At 34.5% G+C, this 25732-nt stretch carries 21 protein-coding genes and 1 other annotated feature; of the genes, 10 read left to right on the top strand and 11 right to left on the bottom strand.

The window, feature by feature from the left end:
- Nucleotides 1-249: 249 nt before the first annotated feature.
- The gene (locus CD032_RS03075) at nucleotides 250-1155 is read right to left on the bottom strand and encodes a PhzF family phenazine biosynthesis isomerase (RefSeq protein ID WP_019469784.1); all 906 of its coding nucleotides are present in this window, start codon (nucleotides 1153-1155) and stop codon (nucleotides 250-252) included.
- 508 nt (nucleotides 1156-1663) lie between these two features.
- Here CD032_RS03075 and CD032_RS03070 point away from each other — a divergent pair.
- The 8 genes from CD032_RS03070 (at nucleotide 1664) to CD032_RS03035 (ending at nucleotide 11523) form a co-directional block, all read left to right on the top strand.
- Nucleotides 1664-2422, top strand: coding sequence for an SDR family oxidoreductase (locus CD032_RS03070; RefSeq protein WP_019469785.1), 759 nt, complete (start codon nucleotides 1664-1666; stop codon nucleotides 2420-2422).
- A gap of 33 nt (nucleotides 2423-2455) precedes the next feature.
- On the top strand, nucleotides 2456-2776 hold the full coding sequence (locus CD032_RS03065) for a hypothetical protein (protein WP_019469786.1): 321 nt from the start codon (nucleotides 2456-2458) through the stop codon (nucleotides 2774-2776).
- 45 nt (nucleotides 2777-2821) lie between these two features.
- A complete protein-coding gene (locus CD032_RS03060) occupies nucleotides 2822-3169 on the top strand; it encodes a MerR family transcriptional regulator (protein WP_040030380.1) in 348 nt (115 codons plus the stop codon).
- Between the two features lie 434 nt (nucleotides 3170-3603).
- Nucleotides 3604-5178: a fatty acid degradation protein FadX gene (gene fadX, locus CD032_RS03055; protein ID WP_103211162.1), complete on the top strand. Its 1575-nt coding sequence runs from the start codon at nucleotides 3604-3606 to the stop codon at nucleotides 5176-5178.
- An 18-nt stretch (nucleotides 5179-5196) separates the two neighbouring features.
- Nucleotides 5197-6723 (top strand): long-chain-fatty-acid--CoA ligase FadD, encoded by a 1527-nt coding sequence (gene fadD, locus CD032_RS03050; RefSeq protein WP_071562341.1) that lies wholly within the window; start codon nucleotides 5197-5199, stop codon nucleotides 6721-6723.
- Nucleotides 6724-6794: 71 nt separating this feature from the next.
- The gene (gene fadE, locus CD032_RS03045) at nucleotides 6795-8003 is read left to right on the top strand and encodes an acyl-CoA dehydrogenase FadE (protein ID WP_019469790.1); all 1209 of its coding nucleotides are present in this window, start codon (nucleotides 6795-6797) and stop codon (nucleotides 8001-8003) included.
- A gap of 45 nt (nucleotides 8004-8048) precedes the next feature.
- Nucleotides 8049-10304, top strand: coding sequence for a 3-hydroxyacyl-CoA dehydrogenase/crotonase FadB (gene fadB / locus CD032_RS03040; protein ID WP_103211161.1), 2256 nt, complete (start codon nucleotides 8049-8051; stop codon nucleotides 10302-10304).
- A gap of 34 nt (nucleotides 10305-10338) precedes the next feature.
- The gene (locus CD032_RS03035; protein ID WP_019469792.1) at nucleotides 10339-11523 is read left to right on the top strand and encodes a thiolase family protein; all 1185 of its coding nucleotides are present in this window, start codon (nucleotides 10339-10341) and stop codon (nucleotides 11521-11523) included.
- Nucleotides 11524-11719: 196 nt separating this feature from the next.
- On the opposite strand, the gene CD032_RS03030 is transcribed toward CD032_RS03035, so the two are convergent.
- The 10 genes from CD032_RS03030 to CD032_RS02990 all read right to left on the bottom strand — a co-directional run bounded on the left by CD032_RS03030 (nucleotide 11720) and on the right by CD032_RS02990 (nucleotide 22730).
- A complete protein-coding gene (locus CD032_RS03030; protein ID WP_019469793.1) occupies nucleotides 11720-12184 on the bottom strand; it encodes a DUF4188 domain-containing protein in 465 nt (154 codons plus the stop codon).
- A complete protein-coding gene (locus tag CD032_RS03025) occupies nucleotides 12177-12647 on the bottom strand; it encodes a DUF3021 domain-containing protein (protein WP_019469794.1) in 471 nt (156 codons plus the stop codon). The genes CD032_RS03030 and CD032_RS03025 overlap by 8 nt, the downstream gene beginning before the upstream one ends.
- Entirely contained in the window at nucleotides 12644-12751 is a 108-nt protein-coding gene (locus CD032_RS13270; RefSeq protein WP_231912220.1) for a hypothetical protein, read from the bottom strand. The genes CD032_RS03025 and CD032_RS13270 overlap by 4 nt, the downstream gene beginning before the upstream one ends.
- Before the next feature lie 63 nt (nucleotides 12752-12814).
- On the bottom strand, nucleotides 12815-13084 hold the full coding sequence (locus CD032_RS13265) for a LytTR family DNA-binding domain-containing protein (RefSeq protein WP_231912219.1): 270 nt from the start codon (nucleotides 13082-13084) through the stop codon (nucleotides 12815-12817).
- Between the two features lie 214 nt (nucleotides 13085-13298).
- Nucleotides 13299-15200 (bottom strand): diflavin oxidoreductase, encoded by a 1902-nt coding sequence (locus tag CD032_RS03015; protein WP_071562338.1) that lies wholly within the window; start codon nucleotides 15198-15200, stop codon nucleotides 13299-13301.
- A gap of 455 nt (nucleotides 15201-15655) precedes the next feature.
- Complete coding sequence (locus CD032_RS03010) at nucleotides 15656-16396, bottom strand: cyclase family protein (RefSeq protein ID WP_019469797.1); 741 nt, start codon at nucleotides 16394-16396, stop codon at nucleotides 15656-15658.
- 23 nt (nucleotides 16397-16419) lie between these two features.
- Nucleotides 16420-18666 (bottom strand): 5-methyltetrahydropteroyltriglutamate--homocysteine S-methyltransferase, encoded by a 2247-nt coding sequence (metE, locus tag CD032_RS03005; RefSeq protein ID WP_103211160.1) that lies wholly within the window; start codon nucleotides 18664-18666, stop codon nucleotides 16420-16422.
- On the bottom strand, nucleotides 18660-20501 hold the full coding sequence (locus CD032_RS03000) for a bifunctional homocysteine S-methyltransferase/methylenetetrahydrofolate reductase (protein ID WP_019469799.1): 1842 nt from the start codon (nucleotides 20499-20501) through the stop codon (nucleotides 18660-18662). The genes metE and CD032_RS03000 overlap by 7 nt, the downstream gene beginning before the upstream one ends.
- Nucleotides 20455-21630, bottom strand: a complete 1176-nt coding sequence (metC, locus tag CD032_RS02995) for a cystathionine beta-lyase MetC (protein WP_040030374.1) — start codon at nucleotides 21628-21630, stop codon at nucleotides 20455-20457. The genes CD032_RS03000 and metC overlap by 47 nt, the downstream gene beginning before the upstream one ends.
- Nucleotides 21627-22730, bottom strand: a complete 1104-nt coding sequence (locus CD032_RS02990) for a PLP-dependent transferase (RefSeq protein ID WP_019469801.1) — start codon at nucleotides 22728-22730, stop codon at nucleotides 21627-21629. The genes metC and CD032_RS02990 overlap by 4 nt, the downstream gene beginning before the upstream one ends.
- 65 nt (nucleotides 22731-22795) lie before the next feature.
- Nucleotides 22796-23169: a binding site (T-box leader), on the bottom strand.
- Between the two features lie 171 nt (nucleotides 23170-23340).
- Between CD032_RS02990 and CD032_RS02980 the strand changes: the two genes are divergently transcribed.
- Nucleotides 23341-24174 (top strand): ParB/RepB/Spo0J family partition protein, encoded by an 834-nt coding sequence (locus CD032_RS02980; RefSeq protein WP_019469802.1) that lies wholly within the window; start codon nucleotides 23341-23343, stop codon nucleotides 24172-24174.
- A gap of 350 nt (nucleotides 24175-24524) precedes the next feature.
- Nucleotides 24525-25670, top strand: a complete 1146-nt coding sequence (locus CD032_RS02975) for a globin domain-containing protein (protein WP_019469803.1) — start codon at nucleotides 24525-24527, stop codon at nucleotides 25668-25670.
- Nucleotides 25671-25732: the final 62 nt, after the last annotated feature.

Here is a 25732-nt window from a genome sequence, read left to right as displayed (position 1 = left end):
GCCATAAACATTTTGTTTTTTTCACTGTCTACTTGACAGGGTGCAGTTCAGATAATGGATTGGTCCTTTTATATTGCAGTTATTATGAATTTGAATATATGATTGGTAAGCGCATGATTTAAACTTTTAAATTACTTAAACAATCAGTTACGGCTATTGACGCTTATCCTATATTATTTATAATGTGGGATTTATAAGTATAACTAATTCTGTAACTTATATGATTTATATTTATTAAGTTGATTTCAATCACGCATCAGTTAAATGAACAATAAATGTTTTAACACTAACGGCTGTTCCAGTTATTTTTATATCCCATTCATTGTCATTAAAAGTAACGCTAACCTTCACCTTACCGTTTTTACCAATTTCTTGGCCTTGTTCGACGATAAGATTGAGTGGATTGTCTGAAATGTTATGTATGTATTTAACAAAGTAAGCCCCCATAACTCCAGAAGCTGTTCCAGTAACTGGATCCTCTATTGTTCCAGAGAAAGGTGAAGAAAAATGACGCGCATGCATATTAGAATCTTGATGATATGTTTCAAAACAAAATGGATGAATAGACACTTTAGGCTTTTCGTTTAATATAGAAGGGAATAGGGCATTGTTGGGTTTCATTTTCTGACAAACAGCTAGACTTTTCACTGGAACAAGTAGTGTCCAAACACCTGTACTTCCATATAAAACTGGTAAATTTTCGTCGATATCTTCTTCGTCGATATCTAGTGCGTAAGCTAATGCTTTCTTAGAACCATTGAATGTTTCAAATTGTGGTGTGGCATGTTGCATAGTGATAAATATTTGGTCATTATGAGATACATTCATTCTTATAGTTAAAATGCCTGCTTTAGTTTCAATTGTAAGTTCATTTTTATTTTTTAGTAATTGTTTTTCTTTTAAAGCATAAATCGTGGCAATTGTTGCATGACCACAAAGGTTCATTTCATGACCTGGCGTGAAAAAACGTATTCTAAGGTCTGCCTTATCAGATTTAACAGGAAACGCAGTTTCATTAAACCCAACTCTCGATGCAATTTCTTGCATTTCCCGATCTGTTAAATTTTCTGTGTCTAATACAACGCCAGCAGGGTTCCCTTTATTGGCTTCTGTACTGAATGAATCGTAATGATAAACCTGTACGGATTTAACCATCTTCTTCCTCCTGATTTTTAATTCTCTATAAAGTGTAGAACAATTTAAATGAGTTTGCTTAGCAATTTTTCACTGCTTATAAACTTATAAAGTAAAACATTTTATAAGTTTATTTTTAATTTTAAAAATAACAAAAGAACTTGGAAAATCAATTTATTCCTATTTTGCACTTTAATACAATTCTTTAATTTTTTGAATGATTTTATTTCGATTTTTCTCTAATCACAATTTCGTGGTTTTCGATTTTAATTTACTTAAGTATCCGTGAATCTTATTTACTAAAATCAGTGAGTTGAGTTGTCGAATTAACAAAAATATACCGATTTATATAAGAATATGCCAATAGCATGTAAAAAGCATTGTATAAATATTTATAATTGGATAGTTACAGCACATTTTAATGATACCAAGATACCATAAAAAATAATTAGTATTTTTCAATCATCTCTTGCTTGATATCGCGCTCTAAGGTTTACGATTGAAATATATTCAAAGGAGGTTATATAATATGGGTAAATTTGATAGTCTACAGGACAAAGTTGTAGTTATTGCTGGTGGTGCTAAGAACCTTGGTGGCTTATTAAGTACTACTTACGCTAAAGAAGGAGCCAAATTAGTAATCCATCACCATGATGAAAATTCTTTAGATGATGCAAAAGCGACACTTACAAAAGTTGAAAACTTAGGCGGAGAAGGTACATTATTTTCTGGTGATTTGACAAACGTTAGTAATGTCCAAGCTTTATTTCAACATGCTGAAGCGACATTTGGAAAAGTTGATATTGCAATAAATACTGTTGGTAAAGTGCTTAAAAAACCTATTTCAGAAACGACTGAAGAAGAATTTGATAGTATGGCAGACATCAATGCAAAGTCAGCTTATTTCTTTATTAAATATGCTGAAAAATCTATGAATGATAATGGTAAAATCATCACTTTAGCCACTGCATTGCTTGCTGCATACACAGGCTTTTATTCAACTTATGCTGGAGGCAAATCGCCTGTTGAGCATTATACACGTGCAGCCTCAGCAGAGTTTATGGATAGAGGTATTTCAGTGAACGCGGTTGCTCCTGGACCAATGGACACACCATTCTTCTACCCACAGGAAAGCGAAGATGCTGTAGCATTCCATAAATCTCAAGCGCTTCATAACCAACTTACAAAAATAGAAGACATCGCGCCAATTATTACTTTCTTAACTTTAGATGGATGGTGGATCAACGGACAAACATTATTTGCTAACGGCGGTTATACGACACGCTAGTTTACTTTTTAATCATGAGGAGGTCATTTTGATATGAATTACTTTTTAGCAATATTTAAAGGGAAAGAAACAGATATCAAAATTATTACAGAAACAAAGGTAATAGATGAAAAGAATGTATCTGTGCCAAGTCATAATTACGTTAAATCATTAGCTGAAGAGATTATTGAATTATCGCATCAAAATAATTTATTCCATAATGATATTAAAGGTATTGGTTTAAATATAGATGGTCCTGAACACATTGGTTATAACAGTGTGGAGTCATTAAAGAATGATATGACATCAACATTTGGATTTGACGCTATCATTAATAATGATTATGAAAATTTACTGGTTCAACTTATGAAATAGACAAAAAGGTGACTTTATAAAGTCACCTTTTTTAGGAGGCAAATTATGCAAGTAAAACAAGTTGCCGATAATTTAGGCATCAGTGAACATACCATTCGATATTATGATAAAGTAGGACTTTTTCCTTTTGTTCAGAGAAATAAGAATGGTTATAGAGATTTTTCAGAAGAAGACTTATATTGGATTGAATTTATAAAATGTATGCGCCAGACACATATGCCCATATCAACGTTAAAAGAAATTGCGGAGTTATATCACCAAGGAAGTGACACAAAAACGAAACGAAAAAATATATTTTTGGAACATCAAAAAAATTTAATTGAACAAAAAAAGATTATAGATCAAGGACTTCAAACATTAGAAAAAAAATTTAAATTGTTGGAGAATGAATAGATAAAAGCACAGTACGAGAGAGAAAAAGGAAAATGCAAATTAGTTCTTCAATTTTTTTATAGTACTTAACTTTAAATAAAAAATATAGCTAGCTAGAGAAAATCTATGCGATAGAAAATAAATGTGTCTGGGACGAATCAATGTTGTCCCAGATTTTTTTATACTCTCAGGACATATTTACTTTTTTAATAAGCAATTTGATTTATATACCCCTTATTCAACTATTTTCATATTTTTCTTAATCCACTTCTAAAACTGTCACATCGGATGTTGTGCGCATTTTCACAATTCACTATAAACGTAAAATTTAAAATTTTTGCATAAATTTCAAAAATAATGGTATATTACATGTAAGGGCTTACATACATAAAGAAAGGAGATATTTATAACTCAAAACTTTAATAGTTGGATTAAACATAGATAGGAGAAACTGTATGAAAATTATTCCATTTTCAGATTTGAAAGACATCGTAAATGAAGGTGATGTTATAGCTCTGGCAGCCTTATCTACAGCGAATTTACCTGCTGAGATACTTAAAACGTTAGTCGAACAATATGATGAGGATCAATCACTTAATAATTTAACGTTCATGCTTGCTAATGATATTAGTGATTATAGAGGAGACAGTTATGATTTAGATTCATTTGTTTCAAGGGGTATGGTCAAACGATTAATCACGAGTATTATTACTGGTTCGCCAGTAACGATTCAAGCAATGCAGAACAATGAAATAGAGGCATACTTCCTGCCTCAAGGTGTAATAACTACACATTATCGTGGAAGTACGGAAGCTTTTCCAGGTCCGATTACTAAAATTGGATTAAATACAAACGTGGATCCACGTTATTCTGGTGGCAAAGTCAATTCATGTACGACTGATGATTTAGTTTCTTTAATAAATATAAATGATGACACTTATTTGAACTACCGTTTTCCTGAAATTGATGTAGCTTTACTAAGAGGTACATATGCTGATGAAGAAGGCAATATTTACATGCAGCATGAGACACATTTAGGAGAAGGCTTTAGTTTAGCAGCAGCTACACATAAAAATAAGGGTAAAGTCATTGTTCAAGTTAAAGAAGTGATTCAAAGTGGTCGTTTCAATCCAAATGAAGTGTTTATACCTGGTAAATTAGTAGATTATATTGTAGTGAACCGTGATTCAAAATATCATAGACAAGTGATTCAAACGTATTATGATCCGGCACTTTCAGGACATTATCAAATTACAGAGATGCGAGAACCATATATAGCATTGAACACTCGAAAAGTAATTTTGAGACGTGCTGCTCAATTTTTACTTCAAGGTGATGTCATCAGTATTGGTTTTGGCATAAATAATGAGTTATCCAATCTTTTAACTGAAGAAGGGGTTAATAATTTAGTACAGCCCAATATAGATACAGGCGTGTTTGGTGGTTTGATTAGCAGTGGAAAATATTTTGGTATGAACTATAACTTAAGTGCACGTATGAGACACGATATGACTTGGGATTTCATTTATAACGGAGGTGTTGATATAGCATTTCTAAGCTTTGCTCAAGTAGATTCCAAAGGTAATGTAAATGTCTCAAAATTTGGCAATAAAATGAATGGCTGTGGTGGATTTATCGACATAAGTCAAACGGTAAAAACAATTGTCTTTTCCGGTTCGTTAATTGTCGGGGGTCAACTAAGTTATGAACAGCGCAAGGTCAATGTAGAACAAGAAGGTCATATACCAAAATTTATCAATGAAATTGATAATGTCGATTTCAATGTTGAAAATGCGTTTTTGCTTGATCAAGAGGTGTACTTTGTCACCGAAAGGGCTGTATTTGAACTTACACAACAAGGATTAATGCTCATTGAAATAGCTCCTGGTCTTGATTTAGAGCGAGATATTCTAGCAAATATGGAATTCAAGCCGCTCATTGCAACACATTTGAATGAAATGAATAGCGATATCTATCAAGATAAGTGGGGAGGATTGTCTGATGCAATAAAGTCGGATTATCGTATTTAAACTAAGGGGGAGAAAAATATGAACTACGACTGGATTAAAACGAGAGCGACATTTGACGATGAAAAAGCCGCAGTGATTGACCCATTCAAAGGCACAGAATGGACCTATCAAGATTTGAATATTCGTGCAGAAAATTTAGCTAATTATTTACAAGATCAAGGTGTAAAACGTGGTGATGTCGTCGGTATATTCACGCCTAATGATGTAGCGTTATTAGATTTGATGTTCGCTTCATTTAAATTGGGTGCCGTATACTTGCCAATTAACTGGCGTTTGAAAACACAGGAAATAAAAAGTGTGATTGAAGATTCCAATGTCAAACTCATTTTTTACGCTGAGAAGCATGTTTCAAGTTTAGAAGGCATTGCAGATGATTTGCTACACATGGATATTGACTCAAATGCATACGATGAAATAGTAGATCCTTCGCAACACCGTCCATTCAATACTGTTAGTGTGGAAGGAAGCGATTTAGCGTCATTAATGTATACAAGTGGTACGACAGGACTACCTAAAGGCGTTATGTTTTCATACGATTCTTTTGTAAATAATCCAATTAATATAGCACTGACTTATAAAATTAATTCGACATATACAACAATTGTTTCCACACCAATGTTTCATGTCTTAGGATTTAACGATTTGACACTACCTTTATTAATGGCTGGCGGCACACTGATATTACAGCGTTACTTTAATGGCGAAGCGTTGAATGATTTAATGGCTAAGTACCAACCTAATTATTTAATTCAGATTCCAACGATGTATTATGCCATGTTAGTAGCTGAAAATTTCGATCTGAAAAACTTTGAAAGTATCGATTTCTTAATTCAAGGTGGTTCATCACCTTTACCAATGGTACAAAAGAAATTTAATAGCTTAGGCTATTCAATTATTAATGGTTATGGTTTAACTGAAGCACCGCTTGTCATGGTTAATACACCTGAGAATGGGGCACAGAAACCAGGCAGTATTGGTAAGCCGGTCATGTTTATGGATATATGTATATTTGATGATAATTTTGAAGAAGTAGAAGTTGGTGAAATTGGTGAACTTGGCGTTCGTGGTAATAATATAACACCTGGTTATTGGAACAAACCGGAAGAAACTGCAAAAACATTTCACGGCGAATATTTCTTAACAGGTGATTTAGCAAAAGTAGACGAAGATGGTGATGTTTATATCGTTGATCGTCGTAAAGAAATGATTATTACTGGTGGTGAGAATGTCTTACCTTCCGAAGTAGAAACAGTATTAGCAGAACACCCACTCGTAGCTCAAGGTGTTGTCGTTGGATATGACAGTCCAAAATATGGTGAATCAGTTGCAGCCGCAGTTGTACTTACCGAAGATGACCCAGATTTTGAAGCAAAATTAGACACGCATATGCGTGAAAATATTGCTGGTTATAAAATACCAAGACTATATCTGAAATTGACACACATGCCATTGAATTCAACGTCAAAAGCAGACAAATTAGAACTTCAGAAATACATGAATGAGAAAGCCCAACAAGAAGCAAAAGATGTTGATGATTTGAATTAAAATAAAATGCTGAAAAGCACAAAATTTTTTTACTATAAATGTAAGCGCTATCAAAAAATGGAGGTTTTATTATGCCAACAAAAGAAGAAACACTGAAAGCATTGTACCCAGAAGATATTTTAAGTATTGGAAAAGATTTAACGGAAGGTGAAGTTAAATTATTAAAACAATTGAATGACATGTTAGAAGAAAAGTATCGTGATTCTGTCAATGAACATTGGTTAAATGCCACTGAGCCAGAAGATTATTTTGACGAGTTAGGGAAACTTAACTATTTTAATAATCCATTACTGTTTGAAGGACGTGAAGGCGCTCGTACACCGAGTCAAATGTTCCAATTTTTCATGTCATATACGATTGCAAGATTTGATGTATCTTTAGCAACGTTGTTAGGTGTACATCAAGGATTAGGACATAATTCATTCTGGTTTGGCGGTAGTAAAGAGCAACAGGCATATTACCTACCAAAGTTACAATCACATGAATTACGTACTTGCTTTGCACTTACGGAACCAGAACATGGCTCTGATGTCGCAGGTGGATTAGAAACAACTGCAAAACGTCAAGGCGATGAATGGATTATTAATGGTGAAAAGAAATGGATTGGTGGAGCAAATGTTTCAGATGTCATGCCAGTTTATGCCGTAGATGTAGAAACAGGAAAACCTAAAGGCTTCATTATTGAACCAAGTCAAGAAGGTGTAGAAATTGAACTGTTAGAACATAAAATTGCACTAAGAATCGTACCTAATGCAAAAATTCGTTTGAAAAATGTTGTCGTCAAAGAGGAACAACGTTTACAAAATATCAATAGCTTTAAAGATATCGCGAAAGTTTTATATTCAACACGTGCAGGTGTTGCATATATGGCGACAGGTGCAATGGCTGGTGCATTGAAAGCAACGACAGATTACGTAACAAAGCGTAAACAATTTGGTAAAGAAATTAGTAAATTCCAACTCATTCAAGAAAAATTGGCAATGATGCAAGGAAACTTAGCACAAGCCATGGCTACATGCGCACAGCTCGCACGTATGCAAGCTAACGGTGAATACGATGAAGTAGCGACTTCAACAGCTAAAATGATGAATTCATTAAGATTAAGAGAGACTGTAGCTATGGGTCGTGGTGTTCATGGTGGTAACGGAATCTTAGCTGGAGAGTATGATATTGCTCGTTTCTTTGCGGATGCAGAAGCGATATACACATATGAAGGTACGCACGAAGTCAACGCACTGGTTATCGGCAGAGCAATTACAGGAGATTCCGCATTTATATAAAAATTTTTGCTTAATTGGTTTAATGAAAAAATTGGAGGGTTTAGTATGACGATAAGAAAAGCAACTGTGCTAGGTGCAGGAACAATGGGTAGTCAAATTGCTGCACTACTTGTAAATGCAGGCTTAAAAGTTAAATTATTGGATATTGTCATTGATGAAAATGATCCAAACAAAATCTCGAAAAAGGCTTATGAAGTAATAACAAATCCTAAACGTCCACAACTGTTTGATTTATCATTTGCCTCAAACTTATCATATGGTAATTTCAATGAAGATTTACAAGATGATGATGCAGATATATATATTGAGGCAGTTAAAGAAGAAGTGGACATAAAGCATCAAATTTGGGATCAAGTTAAAAAAGTAGCAAATGATGATGCAGTGTTTGCAACAAATACTTCAGGTATTCCAATTGAAGCAATTGCAGAGGTATTTGACGATAGTGATAAAGAAAGATTTTTCGGTATGCACTTCTTCAATCCACCAAGAATAATGAAATTAGTGGAAGTTATCCCAAATAAACAAACGCATTCAGAGGTTGTCAAACGGGTACAAGCTTTTGCAGAAGATGTATTAGGTAAAGGTGTAATTGTAGCAAATGATGTACCTGGATTTGTTGCTAATAGAGTCGGCACACAAACAATGAATGATATTATGTATCGAGCAGAACAACAAGGTTTCTCTATTACTGACGTTGACGCATTAACAGGTCGCAGTATTGGCCGACCTAAAATGGGCACATATGGGCTATCTGATTTAGTAGGATTAGATATTGCTATGGCCGTGATCAAAGGATTACAAAAAATTCCAGAAGAGCAACCATTCTTCAAGGATGTAGCACTTTCTGAAAAATTAGCAAAAAATGGTGCATTAGGTAATAAAACAAAACAAGGGTTTTATAAAAAAGTAAATAAACAGCGTTATGTTTATGATGATAAGCAAAATGACTATGTTGAACCTAAACAACCACAATTAGAAATTTTAGGTCGCTTTAGTAAAGATCTTGCCTCAAATTTAGATGTTATCTTTAATGCGCAAGATGAGGCGGGCTTATTCTTATGGGAAACATTGCGAAATAATTTCTACTATTCAGCAGTGAATGTACCAAAAGCTGCGGAAGATTTTAAAGATATTGATCGCGCATTAGTTTGGGGCTTTAACTGGAAATTAGGACCATTCCAATTATGGGATTTAATGGGATATGAACGTGTTAAATCTCGTATGAAAGAAGAATTAGGTCAATTACCAGATTGGATTGAGCAACGCAATGAAGCGTTTTATGCTGAAGGTGAATCTATTGAACGCGTAACACCAGTAGCAGCTTATATCGATTCAGAGTTGTGGGATAGATCGGATTCTAATTTATCTATCGCGAATAAAGATCAACTATTATTAAAATTACAAAGTAAAAATAATGTCATTTCAAATAGCTTTTTATCCGATTTATTAGAAGCGATTGATAAGCTTGAAAATGAAGACTTTACGAGCATGGTGATTTACGCAGGCGGTAACAACTTTAGTGTAGGTGCTAATTTATATCAAATGAAGAAAGCACATGAAGATGGCAAAGTAGTTTCTGAAGTAGGTGAAGCGGTCGAACAATTACACCATGTATTTGCGAGACTAAAACATTCACTGAAACCTGTTGTAACAGCTGTTCAAGGACGTGCATTAGGCGGTGGTTGCGAACTCGTACTACATTCACCAATTGTTGTAGCGGCAAGTGAGTCTTACATTGGTCTTGTAGAAACAGGTGTAGGTTTATTGCCAGCAGGTGGCGGACTCGCAGAACTCACGGATCGCATTATGCGTACTAACCATAAAAATGATGATAAACAAGCGTCTATTACTAATATTTTAATGCAGATTGGTTTAGCAAAAGTATCTACAAACGCTTATGAAGCTAAGAGATATGGCTATTTAAAAGAAACAGATACAGTTATTTTAAATACGGAAAGACGTATTGAAGTTGCATTGAAACGTGCGCGCTATGAATCAGAAGCGAATTATGTACCACTTCCAAAATCTCAATATATCGCTTTAGGTCGAGACTTTAAAGCCTTAGCAGAAGGTCAATTAGATGCACAGCGTGTAGGTCACTTTATTAGTGATTACGATTATGAAATAACATTGAAAGTTGCAGAAGTACTGAGTGGTGGAGATGTTCCACGTAACACCTATGTAAATCAAAGATATTTACAAAAACTTGAAAAAGAAAGATTTTTAGAGTTACTTCAAAATAAAAAAACATACGATAGAATTTCTCACATGTTAGAAAAAGGAAAACCACTACGCAACTAATAATCGAACATTATAGAAGAAAGGGTGAAACTAAATGCGAGATGCATATATAGTAGCTTATGGACGATCAGCAGCGGGTAAGGCAAAAAATGGTGCAATGACTCATGAAAGACCCGATGAAGTTGCTGCAAAAGTATTAAAAGGTGTTTTAGAAAGAGTTGGGGGTTCGTTTGAACCTAATATGGTTGAAGATGTCATTGTTGGGAATTCATTTCCAGAAGGCTTGCAAGGGCAAAATATTGCTAGAACGATTGCTTTATTAGCAGGAATGCCAAATGAAGTACCAGGTCAAACAGTCAATCGTTATTGTTCTTCAGGCTTACAAACGATTGCACATGCAGCAAATCAAATTAAAGCAGATCAAGCGGACATTCTTGTTGCCGGAGGTATTGAACTTATGAGTGCAGTACCGATGGGAGGCAATGAACCGACCAATAACCCAATTCTGCAAGACGAAGATTCTGGTGTTTCTTATCCGATGGGTTTAACTGCAGAAATGGTTGCTGACACTTATAAGGTTTCTAGAGAAGATCAAGATGCCTATGCAGTACAAAGTCATGCTCGTGCTGCTAAAGCACAAGCAGAAGGTAAATTTGAAGATGAAATTATTCCGATTGAAGTGAATAAAGTAGATTATAATGAAAATGGTCCAATCGTGTCGCAAAAAGTATTTAAAGATGATGAATTGATTAGACCAGATACGAATCAAGAAGCATTATCTAAATTATCCACTGTTTTTAAGGCTGACGGCACAGTGACTGCAGGCTCCTCGGCACCTTTGACTGACGGCTCAGGTTTTGTAGTCGTCATGTCAGGAGAAAAGGTGAAGGAATTAGGTGTAGAACCGATTGCAAGATTCGTAGGCTTTAAAGCAGTTGGGGTAGATCCTAAATTGATGGGTATTGGACCTGCCTATGCAATTCCTGAAGTGTTAAAACAAGCAAACTTGAATGTAGATGATATTGATTTAGTAGAGTTGAATGAAGCTTTTGCATCTCAAACAATCGCTTCAATGAGAGAGACAGGTTTAGATACTCAAAAAACCAATGTTAACGGCGGCGCAATTGCCTTAGGTCATCCATTGGGTGCTACGGGTGCGATGTTAGTCGGCAGATTACTTTCAGAAATGAAAAAACGCCCCGATACACAATATGGCATGGTTACCATGTGTATCGGTGTTGGTATGGGTGCTGCAGGTATCTTTGAATATGTAAGGTAATAATTTAATGATTAAGTAGTGATAAAACTCTGAAATATTAATATTTTGTTAGGAATGCGTCTAGGACAATTAATATGCTCCCTTCAAAGTGACATTTAAAAAAATGGAACTTGGAGGGAGCATTTCTATGCCAAAAAATTATTTTAACATATACTTATCACATCTATAGCGATAAGACTTGATAAGTATTGGTAGGTTAGGTTTGTGTACGTAAGCGTTGTTTAGCAGTATGCGTAGCTTTGCTTACTTTTTCACTTTTACGTGCTTTTCCTAAACCAAAAGCTGGCATGTTTATATAAATATTTTCATATTGGTTCGCATTGACATTATAAGTCTCATGATAAAAACCTACAGCATCATTATGCTTAAGTTCTTTCATAAATCGCCGCAACGCTTTTAAATGCACAGGCATTTTTGAATATGAAAGTAATTTTTCATTAGATTCCCAATATTGAACAATCATCACACCACGATATTTAAATAGCATTTCAAAAGATAAACAACCCAGTGTTTGGTCTTTTGATAATTCTCTGAGCATAGGTGGCATAGCAAAGAGTACAGGTAACCATTTATGAATTTTATGCCATTTGTTTATATGAAGCCCTATTAGAAAAACTGTGACCGATGCATTGGGTATTACAGTGTATCTACCTTTATTCATGTTTTTCATCCTTCCTTTTTGAAAGCATAGCGTTAATCTCATTGATATCTTGTTGGTTACGCTTCGTTTCTATTGACCAAATGATAAAATAGACAATGGTATAGATGACGACAAAAGATAATAAAGCTGAAACTTTAAGTGGAAACCATCCCGCTAGAATTGCTAAAGGGAGCATGATGATAAACATTAAGATAAAGTGAAGTGAAGTTTTAAATAATAAAGATTTTCTGGAATTTGAAAATATGAGTGCCCCAAAACTGAATGTAATACCAATTAATGCCCAGATGGTAACTGCGATAAACATCGTTTGTAATTCACTTAAATATTGAAAGTATAAATGGCCCATTGTTGAGACAGGGGAGACTGGATGAAATGAATTATGTGAAAAAATAGTTGAAAACAATAACGAAATTATAACTCCAATAGCAATACCTGTGATTGCGCCGTGTAATAAACGTTTCATAATTTTAATGCCTCCTTGATTAATGGCAAGTACCTTCTTGATGAATAAGTGAAATCATTATTAGTAAAACGAACTTCAATTGTGCCATTTTTATTGAGTTTCAAATAGTCAATATAATTAATATTGATTATTTCAGATTTAGAAATTTGTAAAAAATAGGTGTTGAGTTAAGATTTGATTTCATATAGTCGTTGATTCATGGTGAATTGTTTATCTACAGTAATCATAGTTAAGATTTTATTTTCTATACGAAATGAAATAATGTCTTCTTGTTTTATAAAGTGTGTTTCTCCTTTATATTTTCCGGGAAATAATTTTGTTTTAGATAGTTTGTTAATATAGTTAACGATGTCATTCACGTGTTCAGTGTGCTCATTTACTTCAATGATGATTTGATTGTTGTCTAAATTTTGATTATAAATTACTTTCACATCCATGCTCAGTTCGCCTCCTTCTTATGATAAGTAAAACAAATATATGTCTGGGTTACCATACTAAATGGATAAGTGGTCTTAATCATATGCTAAATGGTATATTTAACGGTATATTTAGCAATAAAAACCACCTCAATACGATTAACTGTAAAGTAATCGCTGAGGTGGTTGTAGGATTAATATCAATGTAATGATGATGCAGTGATTGGCTCAACTATTAATAAACATCACGTTGATATCTTTGATTTTTAATTAGTTCTGTTAAATAATCTTCTGCTTGTGCCTGATTAAAGTTACCGTGCTGAATGAGTACATTGACAAAGGATTGGTGTACACCTTTTGCCATCTCTTCTTTGTCACCACAAAGATAAATGGTTGCACCGTTTGTTAGCCATTGATAAAAATCTGCCCCATTTTCTTCAATTCGGTGTTGAACATAGATTTTATTTTCTGTATCTCTTGAAAATGCTAAATCTAGTTTGCTCAGCACGCCTTGATCAAGCCATGACTCTAAATCTTTACGATATAGGAAATCTGCATCAACATTTTGATTGCCAAATATGAGCCATTGGTTACCTTTCAGACCTAAATGCTCTCTTTGTTGGAGGTATGCTCTGTAAGGTGCAATGCCAGTACCTGCGCCAATCATAATGACTGGTGTTTGCTCATCATAAGGGAATTTAAAATTTGGATTCTTTTTAAGATAAACAGGTAATTTATCACCTAATTGTGTACGATCTGCAAGTTGTACAGAGCATACGCCATGGCGTTCACGATGATGTGCTTCATATTTAACAACGCGTACAGTGATATGGACGGTATGTGGGTTTACTTGATTGCTACTGGCAATGGAGTATTCTCTAGGTGGCAGTTTTCTTAATAAGTCTTTTAGCATATCAGGTGACAGCGCGACAGGTGTAAAATCTTTAATTAAATCGATGAAATCTCTGCCATAAATATAATCTTGTACCCATTCCTTGTTTTGTACATTTGCATTTAGCATAGGATTTCCAAATAATGTAGCTGCATTATTTAATATAGATGGTGTTAATTTAGCAATTTCAAACTCATTTGTAAGTGCATCCTGTATAGTAGCTCTATTGCCGCTATTGTCTATATCTATTGTTGTTGTGCTATCCCAACCCAATGTATTGATCACTTCTGCTACAAGTTCTGGATTGTTTTTAGGGATAATTACTAAACTGTCTCCAGGTTCATAGGCTTCGCCATATCCCTCTAAAGATAATTCAAGATGTCTGACTTCACGGGTAGCAGTTGGTTCAGTTAACGCACTATTTTTGATGATTTCAGCATAAAATGGATGTGTTTTTGAATAAGCTGCTTGTGGTTCTTCGACAACAACATCTTCATCTTTGGGTTCATTGTTTTGACTACCGGGAGACATTTGAGACAAAAGTTCAAGCATGTCAATAATCCATTGCTCAGATACTTCTTCAAAATCAAAGTCACATTCAACACGATCAGCTAAACGATGACCGCCTAAATCACCTAAGATTTTGTCGAAATCTTTACCTGCTTGGCAGAAATCAGGGTAATCTTGATCACCTAACGCGAGTACTGAGAAGTTTAAATGACTTAAATCTGGTGCCTCATCACTATGCAGGTAGTCATAAAAATCTAACGCATTAATCGGAGGTTCACCTACGCCATGCGTTGATGTAATGATAAACACATGGTTAACTTTCGATAAGTCCTCTTGAGGAAAGTCATCCATTTCCCACGTGTGAACTGTAAAATCATGTTCTTTTAATTTCGTTTCAAATTCATCAGCAATTTCTTCAGCGTTGCCTGTTTCTGTACCAAATAAAATGTTTACTTCTATGGGTTCATCTGTAGATATTGTCGAATGTGTCGTATCTTCTGTTGTTGCTTCAGTAGTAGTTGTGTGAATGGATGATGTTGATTCAGCTGCTGTGTTTGAGTGCTCAGATGGTTCAGGATGATCAGTATATTGTATTGGGTCACCTTCATCTGTAGAAGCATTAAGCAAATAGCCGCTTAACCAAGACTGTTGATTTGATGACAGTGTTGGCATAAGTTGTTGTATAAGTTCCAATTGATTTTCATCAAAAGGGGAATTTGTTCTATTTAATTCCAAAAAGGTCACCTCGTATTGTATTAAAAATTTATAGTAAAGCATGAACAATAACACGCTATTTATATAATAGAATTTAATTGAAGTATAACATTGATTTTATTTTTTTAAATGATAGAGATTATCATCTGTCAAAAATCCAACTTATGACCTATGTATTTATTCCATAAAAGTGGGACGGGATAGAAATCAAATATGGTATTTGATATCAAATTCCCGCCCCCAGTTAAGTTGGTAATATGATTTAATATGTTGGCTTCTATAAACAGCAAATGATAATGATCTGTGTAGTATCATTTTAAATCGTTACGCATCAACATAATCATACTTTAGAATTTATTTATGATTTATAAAAGAGAAATATCAATATAAGAAGTGCTCAATTTCTTATATATTATAATGGCTAGGTTTTATAAGTTTCACATTATAGAGGCGAAATGGACGGTCTCGCATCATGTTTATGGTTTGATAGCAAAGGCACGTACTGGAAAACCAGGTGCTTTGTTTGGTTTTGGACTAATAGCATAAATAATGGCGCCTCGTGTAGGCAGTTGATTCAAATTGGTTAGTAACTCAAGTTGGAAAGTATCTTGACCTAATACGTAACGCTCTCCGACAATATCACCGTTTTTGGCAACATCTACGGAAGCATCTGTATCGAATGTTTCATGGCCGATTGATTTGACTTGTCTATCTTCTAGTAAATATTGTAAGGCATCCAAGCCCCAACCAGGTAAATGTAGTTGTCCTTCTGCATCTTTATTTTCAAAGCGTTCAATATCTGGCCACCGTTTGGACCAATCGCTACGAAAGGCAACAAAAGTGCCTGGTTCGATTGAACCATGTTCAGCTTCCCATTGTTTAATATGCTCACGCGTTAAAATAAAGTCAGCATCAGCTGCTACTTCTTGTGAAAAATCTAAAACAACGAGTGGTAATACGAGTTCTTTTAAATCAATTTCATGAAGATAGCGTGTTTTTTCGACAAAATGTATCGGCGCATCTATGTGTGTCCCATACTGAGTCACAATATTCCAATTTTGGACATAGAAGCCATCGTCAGCAACATTAAATAGTGTAGAGACTTTGGCGCGTTCAAATTCACTAAAACATGGAATGGTTTCATCAAATGTATGGGTTAAATCTACCCATGTTGAAGTTTTTAATTGTTCTAACTGTTCCCATAGTGGATAATTCATTGATATCACCTTCGTCATAATGATTAAACTGTTGCTGGGTTTGTTGATTTACGTAATTTGTCTACTGAATTCACAAGCACAGTCAATGCTTCTCTTACTTCGTCCTCTTTACGTGTTTTCAAACCACAATCTGGATTAACCCAGAATAAAGAACGGTCAATTTCTTGTAAAGCGCGGTTAATCGCTTCAGTGATTTCAGATTCAGTAGGGATACGTGGACTATGGATATCATATACCCCTAATCCGATACCTAAGTCATAAGTAATATCTTCAAAATCTTTAATTAAGTCACCATGGCTACGAGATGTCTCTATTGAAATAACATCTGCATCTAAATCATAGATAGCATGAATGATTTGTCCAAATTGAGAATAGCACATATGTGTATGAATTTGCGTTTCATCGGCAACAGATGATGTAGCTAATTTAAATGAACGGACAGCTTTATTAAGATAATCTTCATGATATTCTGAACGTAATGGCAAACCTTCTCTCAATGCTGGTTCATCAACTTGAATAATTTGGATGCCAGCTTTTTCTAAAGCTAAAACTTCTTCATTAATCGCTAATGCAATTTGGTCCTGTACAGTTTCACGTGGTAAGTCTACACGTTCAAATGACCAATTTAAGATCGTCACAGGTCCTGTAAGCATACCTTTTACTGGTCTATCCGTTAAACTTTGTGCATAAAGTGTCTCTTTGACTGTTAAAGGCTCTGTCCATTTTACATCACCATAAATGATTGGTGGTTTTACCGCACGTGAACCGTATGATTGCACCCATCCATACTTCGTCACTAAGAAGCCTTGTAATTTTTCGCCGAAGAATTCTACCATGTCATTTCGCTCAAATTCACCATGTACTAAGACATCTAAGCCGATATCTTCTTGGATTTTAATCCAGCGCGCAATTTCATTTTTTAAAAATGTTTTATAATCTTCATCTGTAATTCGATTATTTTTCCAATCTGCACGGAATTTTCTTACTTCTTGTGATTGCGGGAATGATCCAATCGTTGTTGTTGGTAAATCAGGTAAGTTAAGACGTGCATCTTGTGCTTTTTTACGTACTTTAAATGGTGACTGACGTGTAGTACGTACACTGTCGAAATCATACTCTAGGTTTTTGAATGATTGATTTTGGAAGCGATCATAACGTGCTTTCAATTCATCAAATTTTTGGCTGTCATCGTCATTAAATAATCGTCTTAAAGCATCTAATTCATCTAATTTTTCAGTGGCAAAACTCAAGCCCTCTGCGATAGATTCATCTAATGTTTCATCGTCTAATGATACTGGCACATGTAATAGAGAAGAAGATGGTTGAATGACAAGGTTATTTGTAGCATTTTGTAATGTGTCGATTAATGATTTTTTAGCTTCAATATCTGCTGCCCACACATTACGACCATCTATAATACCTGCGTAAAGTGATTTGTTTTTGTCTAAGTCTCCATCTTTAATTTGTTTTAAGTTATAGCCATTATCGTGTACAAAATCTAAACCTAATCCTTTTACAGGTAAGCTGTTTAGGAATTTTAAATTTACACGTTCAAAATAAGTTTGAATCACAAGATGATTACTTAAGCCTGCTTCGTCAAAATAGTTATAAGCAGTACGTGTAATATCTTCAAATGATGCACTATCATCTTCCACAAGTACAGGTTCATCGATTTGAATGTATTCCGCGCCTGCATCTACTAAAGACTGTAAAACTTCTTTATATAAAGGCAATAATGTATTTACTTTTTCTTCAAATGATTGTGAACCTCCTTTAGAAAGTTTGACGAATGTTATTGGACCCACAATCACTGGGTGTGCATTCACATTAATAGATTGTGCATATTTGAAACGCTCTAATAATACGTTGTCATTCAATTTTGGCTCTACGTTGTCCCATTCAGGAACAATATAATGATAATTTGTGTTGAACCATTTGATTAATGCACTTGCAACATGTTCCTTGTTACCTCTAGCAATGTCGAATAATAAATCATTGTCTAATGCTCTGCCTTGGAAACGTTCTGGAATAATGTTGAATAATAATGATGTATCAAGTATATGATCATAAAGAGAGAAATCTCCGACAGGGACACTTGTTAAATTATAGTTCTTTTGTAGCAATAAATTCTCTTTATGCAAGTCTGTTAATTGTTGATTTAATGTAGGGGCATCTATTTTATTAGCCCAGTAACTTTCTATTGCTTTTTTCCACTCTCTTTTTCTACCTAATCTTGGGAAACCTAAATTTGATGTTTGAATTGTCATAATATTGCCTCCTGTTTACTTGAAGTAATTGATTGTGAATATGATGCAAGTGCTAAAGTGTAATCTACTTTCTGGAACGGTGTAATTAAATATAAACCGTTAAAATATTTATGAACGGTATCTATAAGTTCTTTAGAAAGTTTAAGGCTTAATGCTTTCGTTTTTTCTTTATCATCTTTAACAGCTTCAAATTGTTCTAAAATGTCTTCGGACAGTTTAATACCAGGCACTTCGTTGTGTAAAAATAGTGCATTATTATAACTAGTGACTGGCATAATGCCAATAAAGAATGGTACGTCCAAATGTTTGGTTGCTTCATATATTTCTTCGATTTTTTCAGTGCTATAAACTGGCTGTGTTATAAAGTAGTGTGTGCCACTTTCTATTTTTTTCTCAGCACGTTTGACTGAACCTTCGAGTTTACGAACATTCGGATCAAAAGCACCTGCGATGTTGAAATTTGTTTTCGTCTTCAGCGCATCACCATCAGTGTTAATACCTTCGTTAAAGCGTAATGCAATTTCTGTTAAACCTTTGGAATTCACATCATAAACATTCGTTGCTCCTGGCAAGTGACCAATTTTTGATGGATCTCCTGTAATGGTTAAAATTTCATTCACATTTAGTAAGGATAACCCTAATAAATGTGATTGCAGTCCAATGAGATTACGGTCGCGGCAAGTAATGTGAACGAGCGGTTCAATATCATATTGTTGTTTGATAATACTCGCTGCTGCAACATTACTGATACGCACAGTAGCTAAGGAGTTATCTGCTAAGGTCACTGCATCAATTTGAGCATCGTCGAGTTTTTTGATATTTCTGAAAAATGTTTCTGTATCTAAGTGCTTTGGCGTGTCTAATTCTACTATAATCGTAGGTCGTGCTTTAACTTTAGTTGTTAAATTTTGTTGCTGTGTATTGACATGCGAAGGACTATTATATTTTTTTATAGGGATTACATTTTTAGTGGATACCGGTTTGAGATTGGCTACTGAGGACTTAATGTATTGAATATGTTCTGGTGTAGTCCCACAACATCCCCCGATAATCCTAACGCCTTCTTGAATCAATTGTTCCGCCACTTTACCAAAGTATTCGGCATTGTCACTATATTTAAATCGACTGTTTTCAATATCTAATAAACTTGCATTGGGATAGCAAGATAGATACGCATTGTCAGGTAATTCAATATGTGAAAAAGATTGCTGCATGTGATGAGGACCATGGTGACAATTGAGTCCAACGATATCAGCACCACTGTCAACAACGCGTTGTAAAGCTGTATTAATTTCCGTACCATCTCTTAAATAATTTGTGTTTAAAGCAGTTAATTGAGCAATGATAGGAATACGATGTTTCCGTTTTGTAGCTTGAATAATATTAGTAAGTTCTTCTAAATCATAATAGGTTTCGAAAAGTAAACCATCGACACCTTCTTCAATCAAAGTATCCACTTGGATTTCTGTATGATATTGAATGGCTTCTAAACCTAAATCTTCCTGTTTCACACCTCTAAATCCACCAACAGTACCTAATATAAATGTTTCATCATTAGCTGCTTTTTTGGCAATTTGTACTGCAGCTTTGTGTATTTCTTTAACTTTGTGTTCTAAACCAAATACCTTTAACTTTTCAAAGTTGGCACCATAAGTATTGGTCTGAATAATATCAGCACCAGATTCAATGTAGGAGCGGTGTATCCGTTCTATTTTGTCAGGATGGGTTAAATTATATGCTTCTGGACAAGTATCTAGACCATCAGAATATAGAATGGTTCCCATTGCACCATCAGCGACTAAAATGTTCTGTTTCAGTTTGTTGATGAGTTGACTCATTGAAAGCCTCCTTCAGTGCGTAGTTTAAATCAGCAATTAATTCGTCAGCATTTTCTAAGCCTACACTTAATCTGAATAATCCAAACGTTATATTGCGTGCTTCACGAACTTTTTTTGGTACAGCAGCATGAGACATAGTAGCAGGGTGAGATAAAATAGTCTCGACACCACCCAAACTTACAGAAACAAGTGGCAGTGTGAGCGCATCTACAAAAGCTTGTGCTTTCGATTCATCTTTAAGTCTTAAACCTAAAACAGCACCCCCATGTTTTGCTTGAGATAAGTGTAACTTGTCATTTCCCGGGTAATAAACTTCTGCAATTTCTTCGCGCTGCGCTAAGAAATCATAAACTTGCTGTGCATTTGCCACAGATTGATTGAAACGTACAGACAATGTTTTTAAGTGTTGTGCTAATGTCCAGCAATCATGTGCAGATAGTGCAGTTCCAGTACCGTTTTGTAATAGATAAAGTGCGTCTGCTACTGCTTTATTGTTTGTGATAGCAGCGCCAGCAATAATATCACTATGGCCGCCCAAGAATTTTGTAGCGCTATGTACGACGATATCTGCACCTAAAGCTAAAGGTGACTGACCAAGTGGCGTCATAAATGTATTATCAACAGCGAGTAATAGTTCGTGTTGCTGTGTGATACGAGAGACGCCTTTAATATCAGTGATTTTAAATAATGGATTAGATGGTGTTTCAATATAAATCAGTTTTGTATTTGATTGAATCGCTTCCTCGATATCTTGTAATCGTGTTGTGTCTACCGTCGTAAATTGAATATTAAAACGTGTTAAGATTTGTTCTGTTAATCTGAAAGTACCACCATAGACATCATCGGGTAGAATGACATGATCACCTGCATTTAATGTAAGTAGTACAGCTGAAATAGCTGCAATACCTGATGCGTAAGCAAATGCGTAATCGCCGCCTTCAAGTGCTGCTAATTTTTCTTCTAACAAAGCACGATTGGGGTTGCCACTTCGCGCATAATCATATTTAGCGTCGCCACCTAAAACTTTTTGATGAAATGTTGAAGAAGCATATAATGGTGGGTTAGCTGAATCGTAATCAACACCTCTTTGTGCGTCAAATATCACTTCTGTTTCTTTTGATAAACTCATATAATCACGCTTTCTTTAGATTTTTCTAATGCTTGTATAATGTCTTGTTCAATATCTTCGTAATCTTCCACACCGATGGATAATCTTAGTAAATGTTCATCAATGCCGCGTTTTTCTTTTTCTTCATCTGGCATATCAACGTGTGTTTGTGTATATGGAAATGTTATAAATGTTTCTGTTCCGCCCAAACTTTCTGCAAAAATACATACTTTTAAGTTTTCTAAAAATTTATCGGCTTTATAATTTTTATTTAAACGTAGACTCATCATTCCTGTTCGACCACAATATAAGACTTGGTCAATGCCTTTTAAGTTGTAACATCGTTTGGCTAATAATTGAGCATTATATTCTGAACGATCCATTCTTAAATGCAATGTCTTTAAACCACGTTGCAGTAAGTAGCTGTCAAAAGGTGATAAAGTTGCACCAATCATGTTATGGAATTCACCTAATTTTTCAGCCAAATTTGCATCTTTAACTGTTACTACACCAGCAAGTACATCATTATGACCACCTATGTATTTTGTAGCAGAATGTAGTACAATATCTGCACCATCTTCAAGTGGTGTTGAGAGATAAGGGGTTAAAAAAGTGTTGTCTATAATCGTTAATAAGTGATGTTTTTTACTTAAAATATAATATGGATCAACATCTACTTCTTGCATTTGTGGGTTTGAAATCGTTTCTATAAATAGTGCTTTAGTATTTTCTGTAATGCTTTCTTTGACTGTTTCATAGTTTAAGAAATCTACATATTTGAAATGTACACCGTATTGTTGCTCATAAAAATCAAATAGTCTAAATGTGCCACCATAAAGGTCGAATGAAACGAGTATTTCATCGCCAGCTTTAAATAAATTACATATTAATTGTATGGCTGCCATGCCACTTGCAGTTGCAAATGAAGCAGTACCACGTTCCAACTTGGCAAATGATTCTTCAAAAGCTGAACGGGTAGGATTTTTAGTTCTTGTATAATCAAAACCAGTTGATGTTCCTAAATGAGGATGCTGATATGCTGTTGATAAATAGATTGGATTTGCAATCGCTCCGGTTGCATCTTGTGTTAGTGCAATTTGTGATAACTCAGTATTTTTCATAATACAGATAACCTCCTTTAAAAAATAAAAAAAGCTTCCGTCCTTTAAACCCGATTCAATCGGATGTAAAGGACGAAAGCTTAGCTCGCGGTACCACCTTTGTTCATTACTTTATCACTAAAGTAACCTTGTCCAGTACGCCAAATTGCATTAATTACTTGTACTGAACTTGCGCTACCGTAATATGTTCAAATAAAAAACTCACTGTCACTGAAAGTGAAATGAGTATTAACGACATATGCAACGCTTGGAATAATCCAGTACGCCATTAAACAAAATGTTAATACTGTATCGCTATAACGGGCGATCCCGTTGACACCTCATATTGGCATCAACACTCAAAGGTCATTTTCAAACTTTCTTTCTGTGTCTTCTTTCAGCAAGTGAAGACTCTCTGTGTCAGCAGTGTAAGTTCTACTTTCCTTATTACTGTGTGTTGCTATTTCGAATTTGTTATCACTTAGATTACACATTAAAATAGCTTTTGTCAACAACTTATCTGAAAATTTTGATTTAACCGATAATTTAAAATAATATTTTTCATTGTTACTGTGATGATATACTATGTCTAACTAAAAAATTATTTTATTTAAAAAAGTAGGTGTAAAAAATGAATGATTCTATAGATGAACGACTCAAAGTAGATCACAATGCACACGTAAAAGAAATTGCAATTAACAGCATTAAACCTAATCCTTATCAACCCAGAAAAACATTTGATCAAGAACGTTTAGAAGATTTAGCTGAGTCGATAAAACTTCATGGTATTTTACAGCCTATCGTGTTACGAAAAACAATATCTGGTTATAACATTGTAGTAGGAGAACGACGTTATCGCGCTTCAAAGCTAGCAGGTTCAACGACTATACCAGCTATTGTTAAAGTGCTATCTGATGAAGACATGATGGAACTCGCTGTGATTGAAAATTTGCAGCGTGAAGATTTAAATGCAATTGAGGAAGCAGAAAGTTATCGTAAGCTAATGGATGATTTAGAGCTGACTCAGCAAGAAGTTGCCCAGCGATTAAGTAAATCTAGGCCTTATATTGCCAACATGTTGCGTTTATTACAATTGCCTAAGGAAATTACTCAAATGGTTAAAGATAATAAATTATCGGGTGCACATGGACGCACGTTATTAGGGATAAAAGATAAACAAAAGATGAAAAGCATAGCTGAGCAAGCCTTCCAGGAGTCTTGGAGTGTACGCACATTAGAACAGTATGTAAATGAAAACAATGAAGATAAACAAAAGAGTACAGATAAACAACAAGCAACTAAAAAACCAAAGTTTATTCAACAGCAAGAGCGACAACTAAAAGAACAATATGGTTCAGCAGTGACGATTTCTAACAAAAATAAAAAAGGTTATATCACTTTTGAATTTAAATCTGAAACTGAGTTCAGAAGGTTGATACACCAATTGAATGAGAAATATAATTAAAATAAAATTTTCATTTGCTAATTAATAAGTGTAAAGCATTTTTAAAACAAATTAATAAGAGTAAATAAAAGAGTTAAAACCACAAGCCAAGCCATTTAACAGCAAGGTGCATGTGGTTTTTAATTTTTGTTAAAATCAATTGTAAAAAATATAGTTTATTTTAAATTATATTAAGAGTAAAAGTTATCGATGTTTTCCTATATGTTATCTTTTGAAAAATTTGTAATCATAAAATAGTTACAAATTAATGAATATTGAATGTGAAAATTATGTGAAATAAAACACATTCTCTTGTAAGTAAACGAATGGCGTACAATAATGGAGGTGAAGGAATAACTAGGAGGGGTTTTATGTTAAATCAAGAAGAGATACAAACTATAAGAGAAACGGTGCCATTATTAAAAGATAAAGGACAGACAATAACATCAACTTTCTATAAAAGATTATTTGAACAACATCCTGAATTGAAAAATATATTTAATCAAACGAACCAAAAAAGAGGATTACAATCTTCTGCATTGGCGATGGCAGTGTTAGCTGCGGCAGAAAATATAGAGGATTTATCACCAATTGTTCCCGCAATTATGCCTGTGGTGTACAAGCATTGTGCTTTACAAGTAAAAGCTGAGCATTATCCAATCGTTGGTGAAAATTTAATTTGGGCAATTCAACAAGTGACTGGTTTAAAAGAAGAAGATCCTATTATCCAAACTTGGATTAAAGCATATGGAGAAATCGCTGATGCATTTATCGGCTTAGAAAAAGAAGTATACAGTAAAATGGCTTGGGATGGTTTTAAACCATTTACCGTAACAAATATCACTGATGAAACTGAAATAATTAAATCATTCACAGTAACTTCAGACGACATTGATTTAAGTCAATTTGTACCTGGACAATATATTACAGTAGACATATCTAGTGAGAAGTTGCCATACAGAGCTAAAAGACATTATTCTATTGTAGATGGTGACAAGGATTTCTTAACATTCGGTGTACGTAGAGACGTTACGGAAGAGCATGAAGGTGAAGTATCTACAGTGTTACACGATGAAGTGAGCGTTGGAGACACGCTATTGCTATCTGCACCAGTAGGTGGATTCGGATTGGCAAACAAAGATAATAAACAATTATTCTTAGGTTCTGGCGTAGGTGTTACACCTCTCGTTTCAATGTATAAAGAAGCGGTTGATGCTGGTTTAACTTCAACATTCCTTCAATCCACATCTGATGCTCAAAATGTAGCATTTGAAGAAAAGTTAGAAGCAATCACAGCACAATCTTCAGTAGCGCAATTTGATAAACATTTCCGTGATCAAGACGGATTTATAGACGCTGAACAATTAAAACAATACCTTGATGGTGAAACAGAAGTTTATGTATGTGGTGGTAATTCATTCTTAAAAGCTATGATTCAAGAATTACAAAAATTAGAAGTACCAATGGAGCATATTCATTTTGAAACATTTATCCCAAGATTGAGTTTTTCAGTGTAATTTAACTTGGTTTACACATTTTATATAGATTCAAAAAATATTATGAAATAGACATAGTATTT

This window comes from Staphylococcus cohnii subsp. cohnii (genome assembly GCF_002902365.1).
Classification (GTDB): Bacteria; Bacillota; Bacilli; order Staphylococcales; family Staphylococcaceae; genus Staphylococcus; species Staphylococcus cohnii.
This window is presented reverse-complemented; position numbering and strand designations above follow the sequence as displayed.

Excerpts from the sequence above, each read along its gene's own strand:
- CD032_RS03075 (WP_019469784.1), bottom strand. The coding sequence starts at position 1,155 with ATGGTTAAATCCGTACAGGTTTATCATTACGATTCATTCAGTACAGAA.
- CD032_RS03070 (WP_019469785.1), top strand. The coding sequence starts at position 1,664 with ATGGGTAAATTTGATAGTCTACAGGACAAAGTTGTAGTTATTGCTGGT.
- CD032_RS03065 (WP_019469786.1), top strand. The coding sequence starts at position 2,456 with ATGAATTACTTTTTAGCAATATTTAAAGGGAAAGAAACAGATATCAAA.
- CD032_RS03060 (WP_040030380.1), top strand. The coding sequence starts at position 2,822 with ATGCAAGTAAAACAAGTTGCCGATAATTTAGGCATCAGTGAACATACC.
- fadX (WP_103211162.1), top strand. The coding sequence starts at position 3,604 with ATGAAAATTATTCCATTTTCAGATTTGAAAGACATCGTAAATGAAGGT.
- fadD (WP_071562341.1), top strand. The coding sequence starts at position 5,197 with ATGAACTACGACTGGATTAAAACGAGAGCGACATTTGACGATGAAAAA.
- fadE (WP_019469790.1), top strand. The coding sequence starts at position 6,795 with ATGCCAACAAAAGAAGAAACACTGAAAGCATTGTACCCAGAAGATATT.
- fadB (WP_103211161.1), top strand. The coding sequence starts at position 8,049 with ATGACGATAAGAAAAGCAACTGTGCTAGGTGCAGGAACAATGGGTAGT.
- CD032_RS03035 (WP_019469792.1), top strand. The coding sequence starts at position 10,339 with ATGCGAGATGCATATATAGTAGCTTATGGACGATCAGCAGCGGGTAAG.
- CD032_RS03030 (WP_019469793.1), bottom strand. The coding sequence starts at position 12,184 with ATGAATAAAGGTAGATACACTGTAATACCCAATGCATCGGTCACAGTT.
- CD032_RS03025 (WP_019469794.1), bottom strand. The coding sequence starts at position 12,647 with ATGAAACGTTTATTACACGGCGCAATCACAGGTATTGCTATTGGAGTT.
- CD032_RS13265 (WP_231912219.1), bottom strand. The coding sequence starts at position 13,084 with ATGGATGTGAAAGTAATTTATAATCAAAATTTAGACAACAATCAAATC.
- CD032_RS03010 (WP_019469797.1), bottom strand. The coding sequence starts at position 16,396 with ATGAATTATCCACTATGGGAACAGTTAGAACAATTAAAAACTTCAACA.
- CD032_RS03000 (WP_019469799.1), bottom strand. The coding sequence starts at position 20,501 with ATGAGTCAACTCATCAACAAACTGAAACAGAACATTTTAGTCGCTGAT.
- metC (WP_040030374.1), bottom strand. The coding sequence starts at position 21,630 with ATGAGTTTATCAAAAGAAACAGAAGTGATATTTGACGCACAAAGAGGT.
- CD032_RS02990 (WP_019469801.1), bottom strand. The coding sequence starts at position 22,730 with ATGAAAAATACTGAGTTATCACAAATTGCACTAACACAAGATGCAACC.
- CD032_RS02980 (WP_019469802.1), top strand. The coding sequence starts at position 23,341 with ATGAATGATTCTATAGATGAACGACTCAAAGTAGATCACAATGCACAC.
- CD032_RS02975 (WP_019469803.1), top strand. The coding sequence starts at position 24,525 with ATGTTAAATCAAGAAGAGATACAAACTATAAGAGAAACGGTGCCATTA.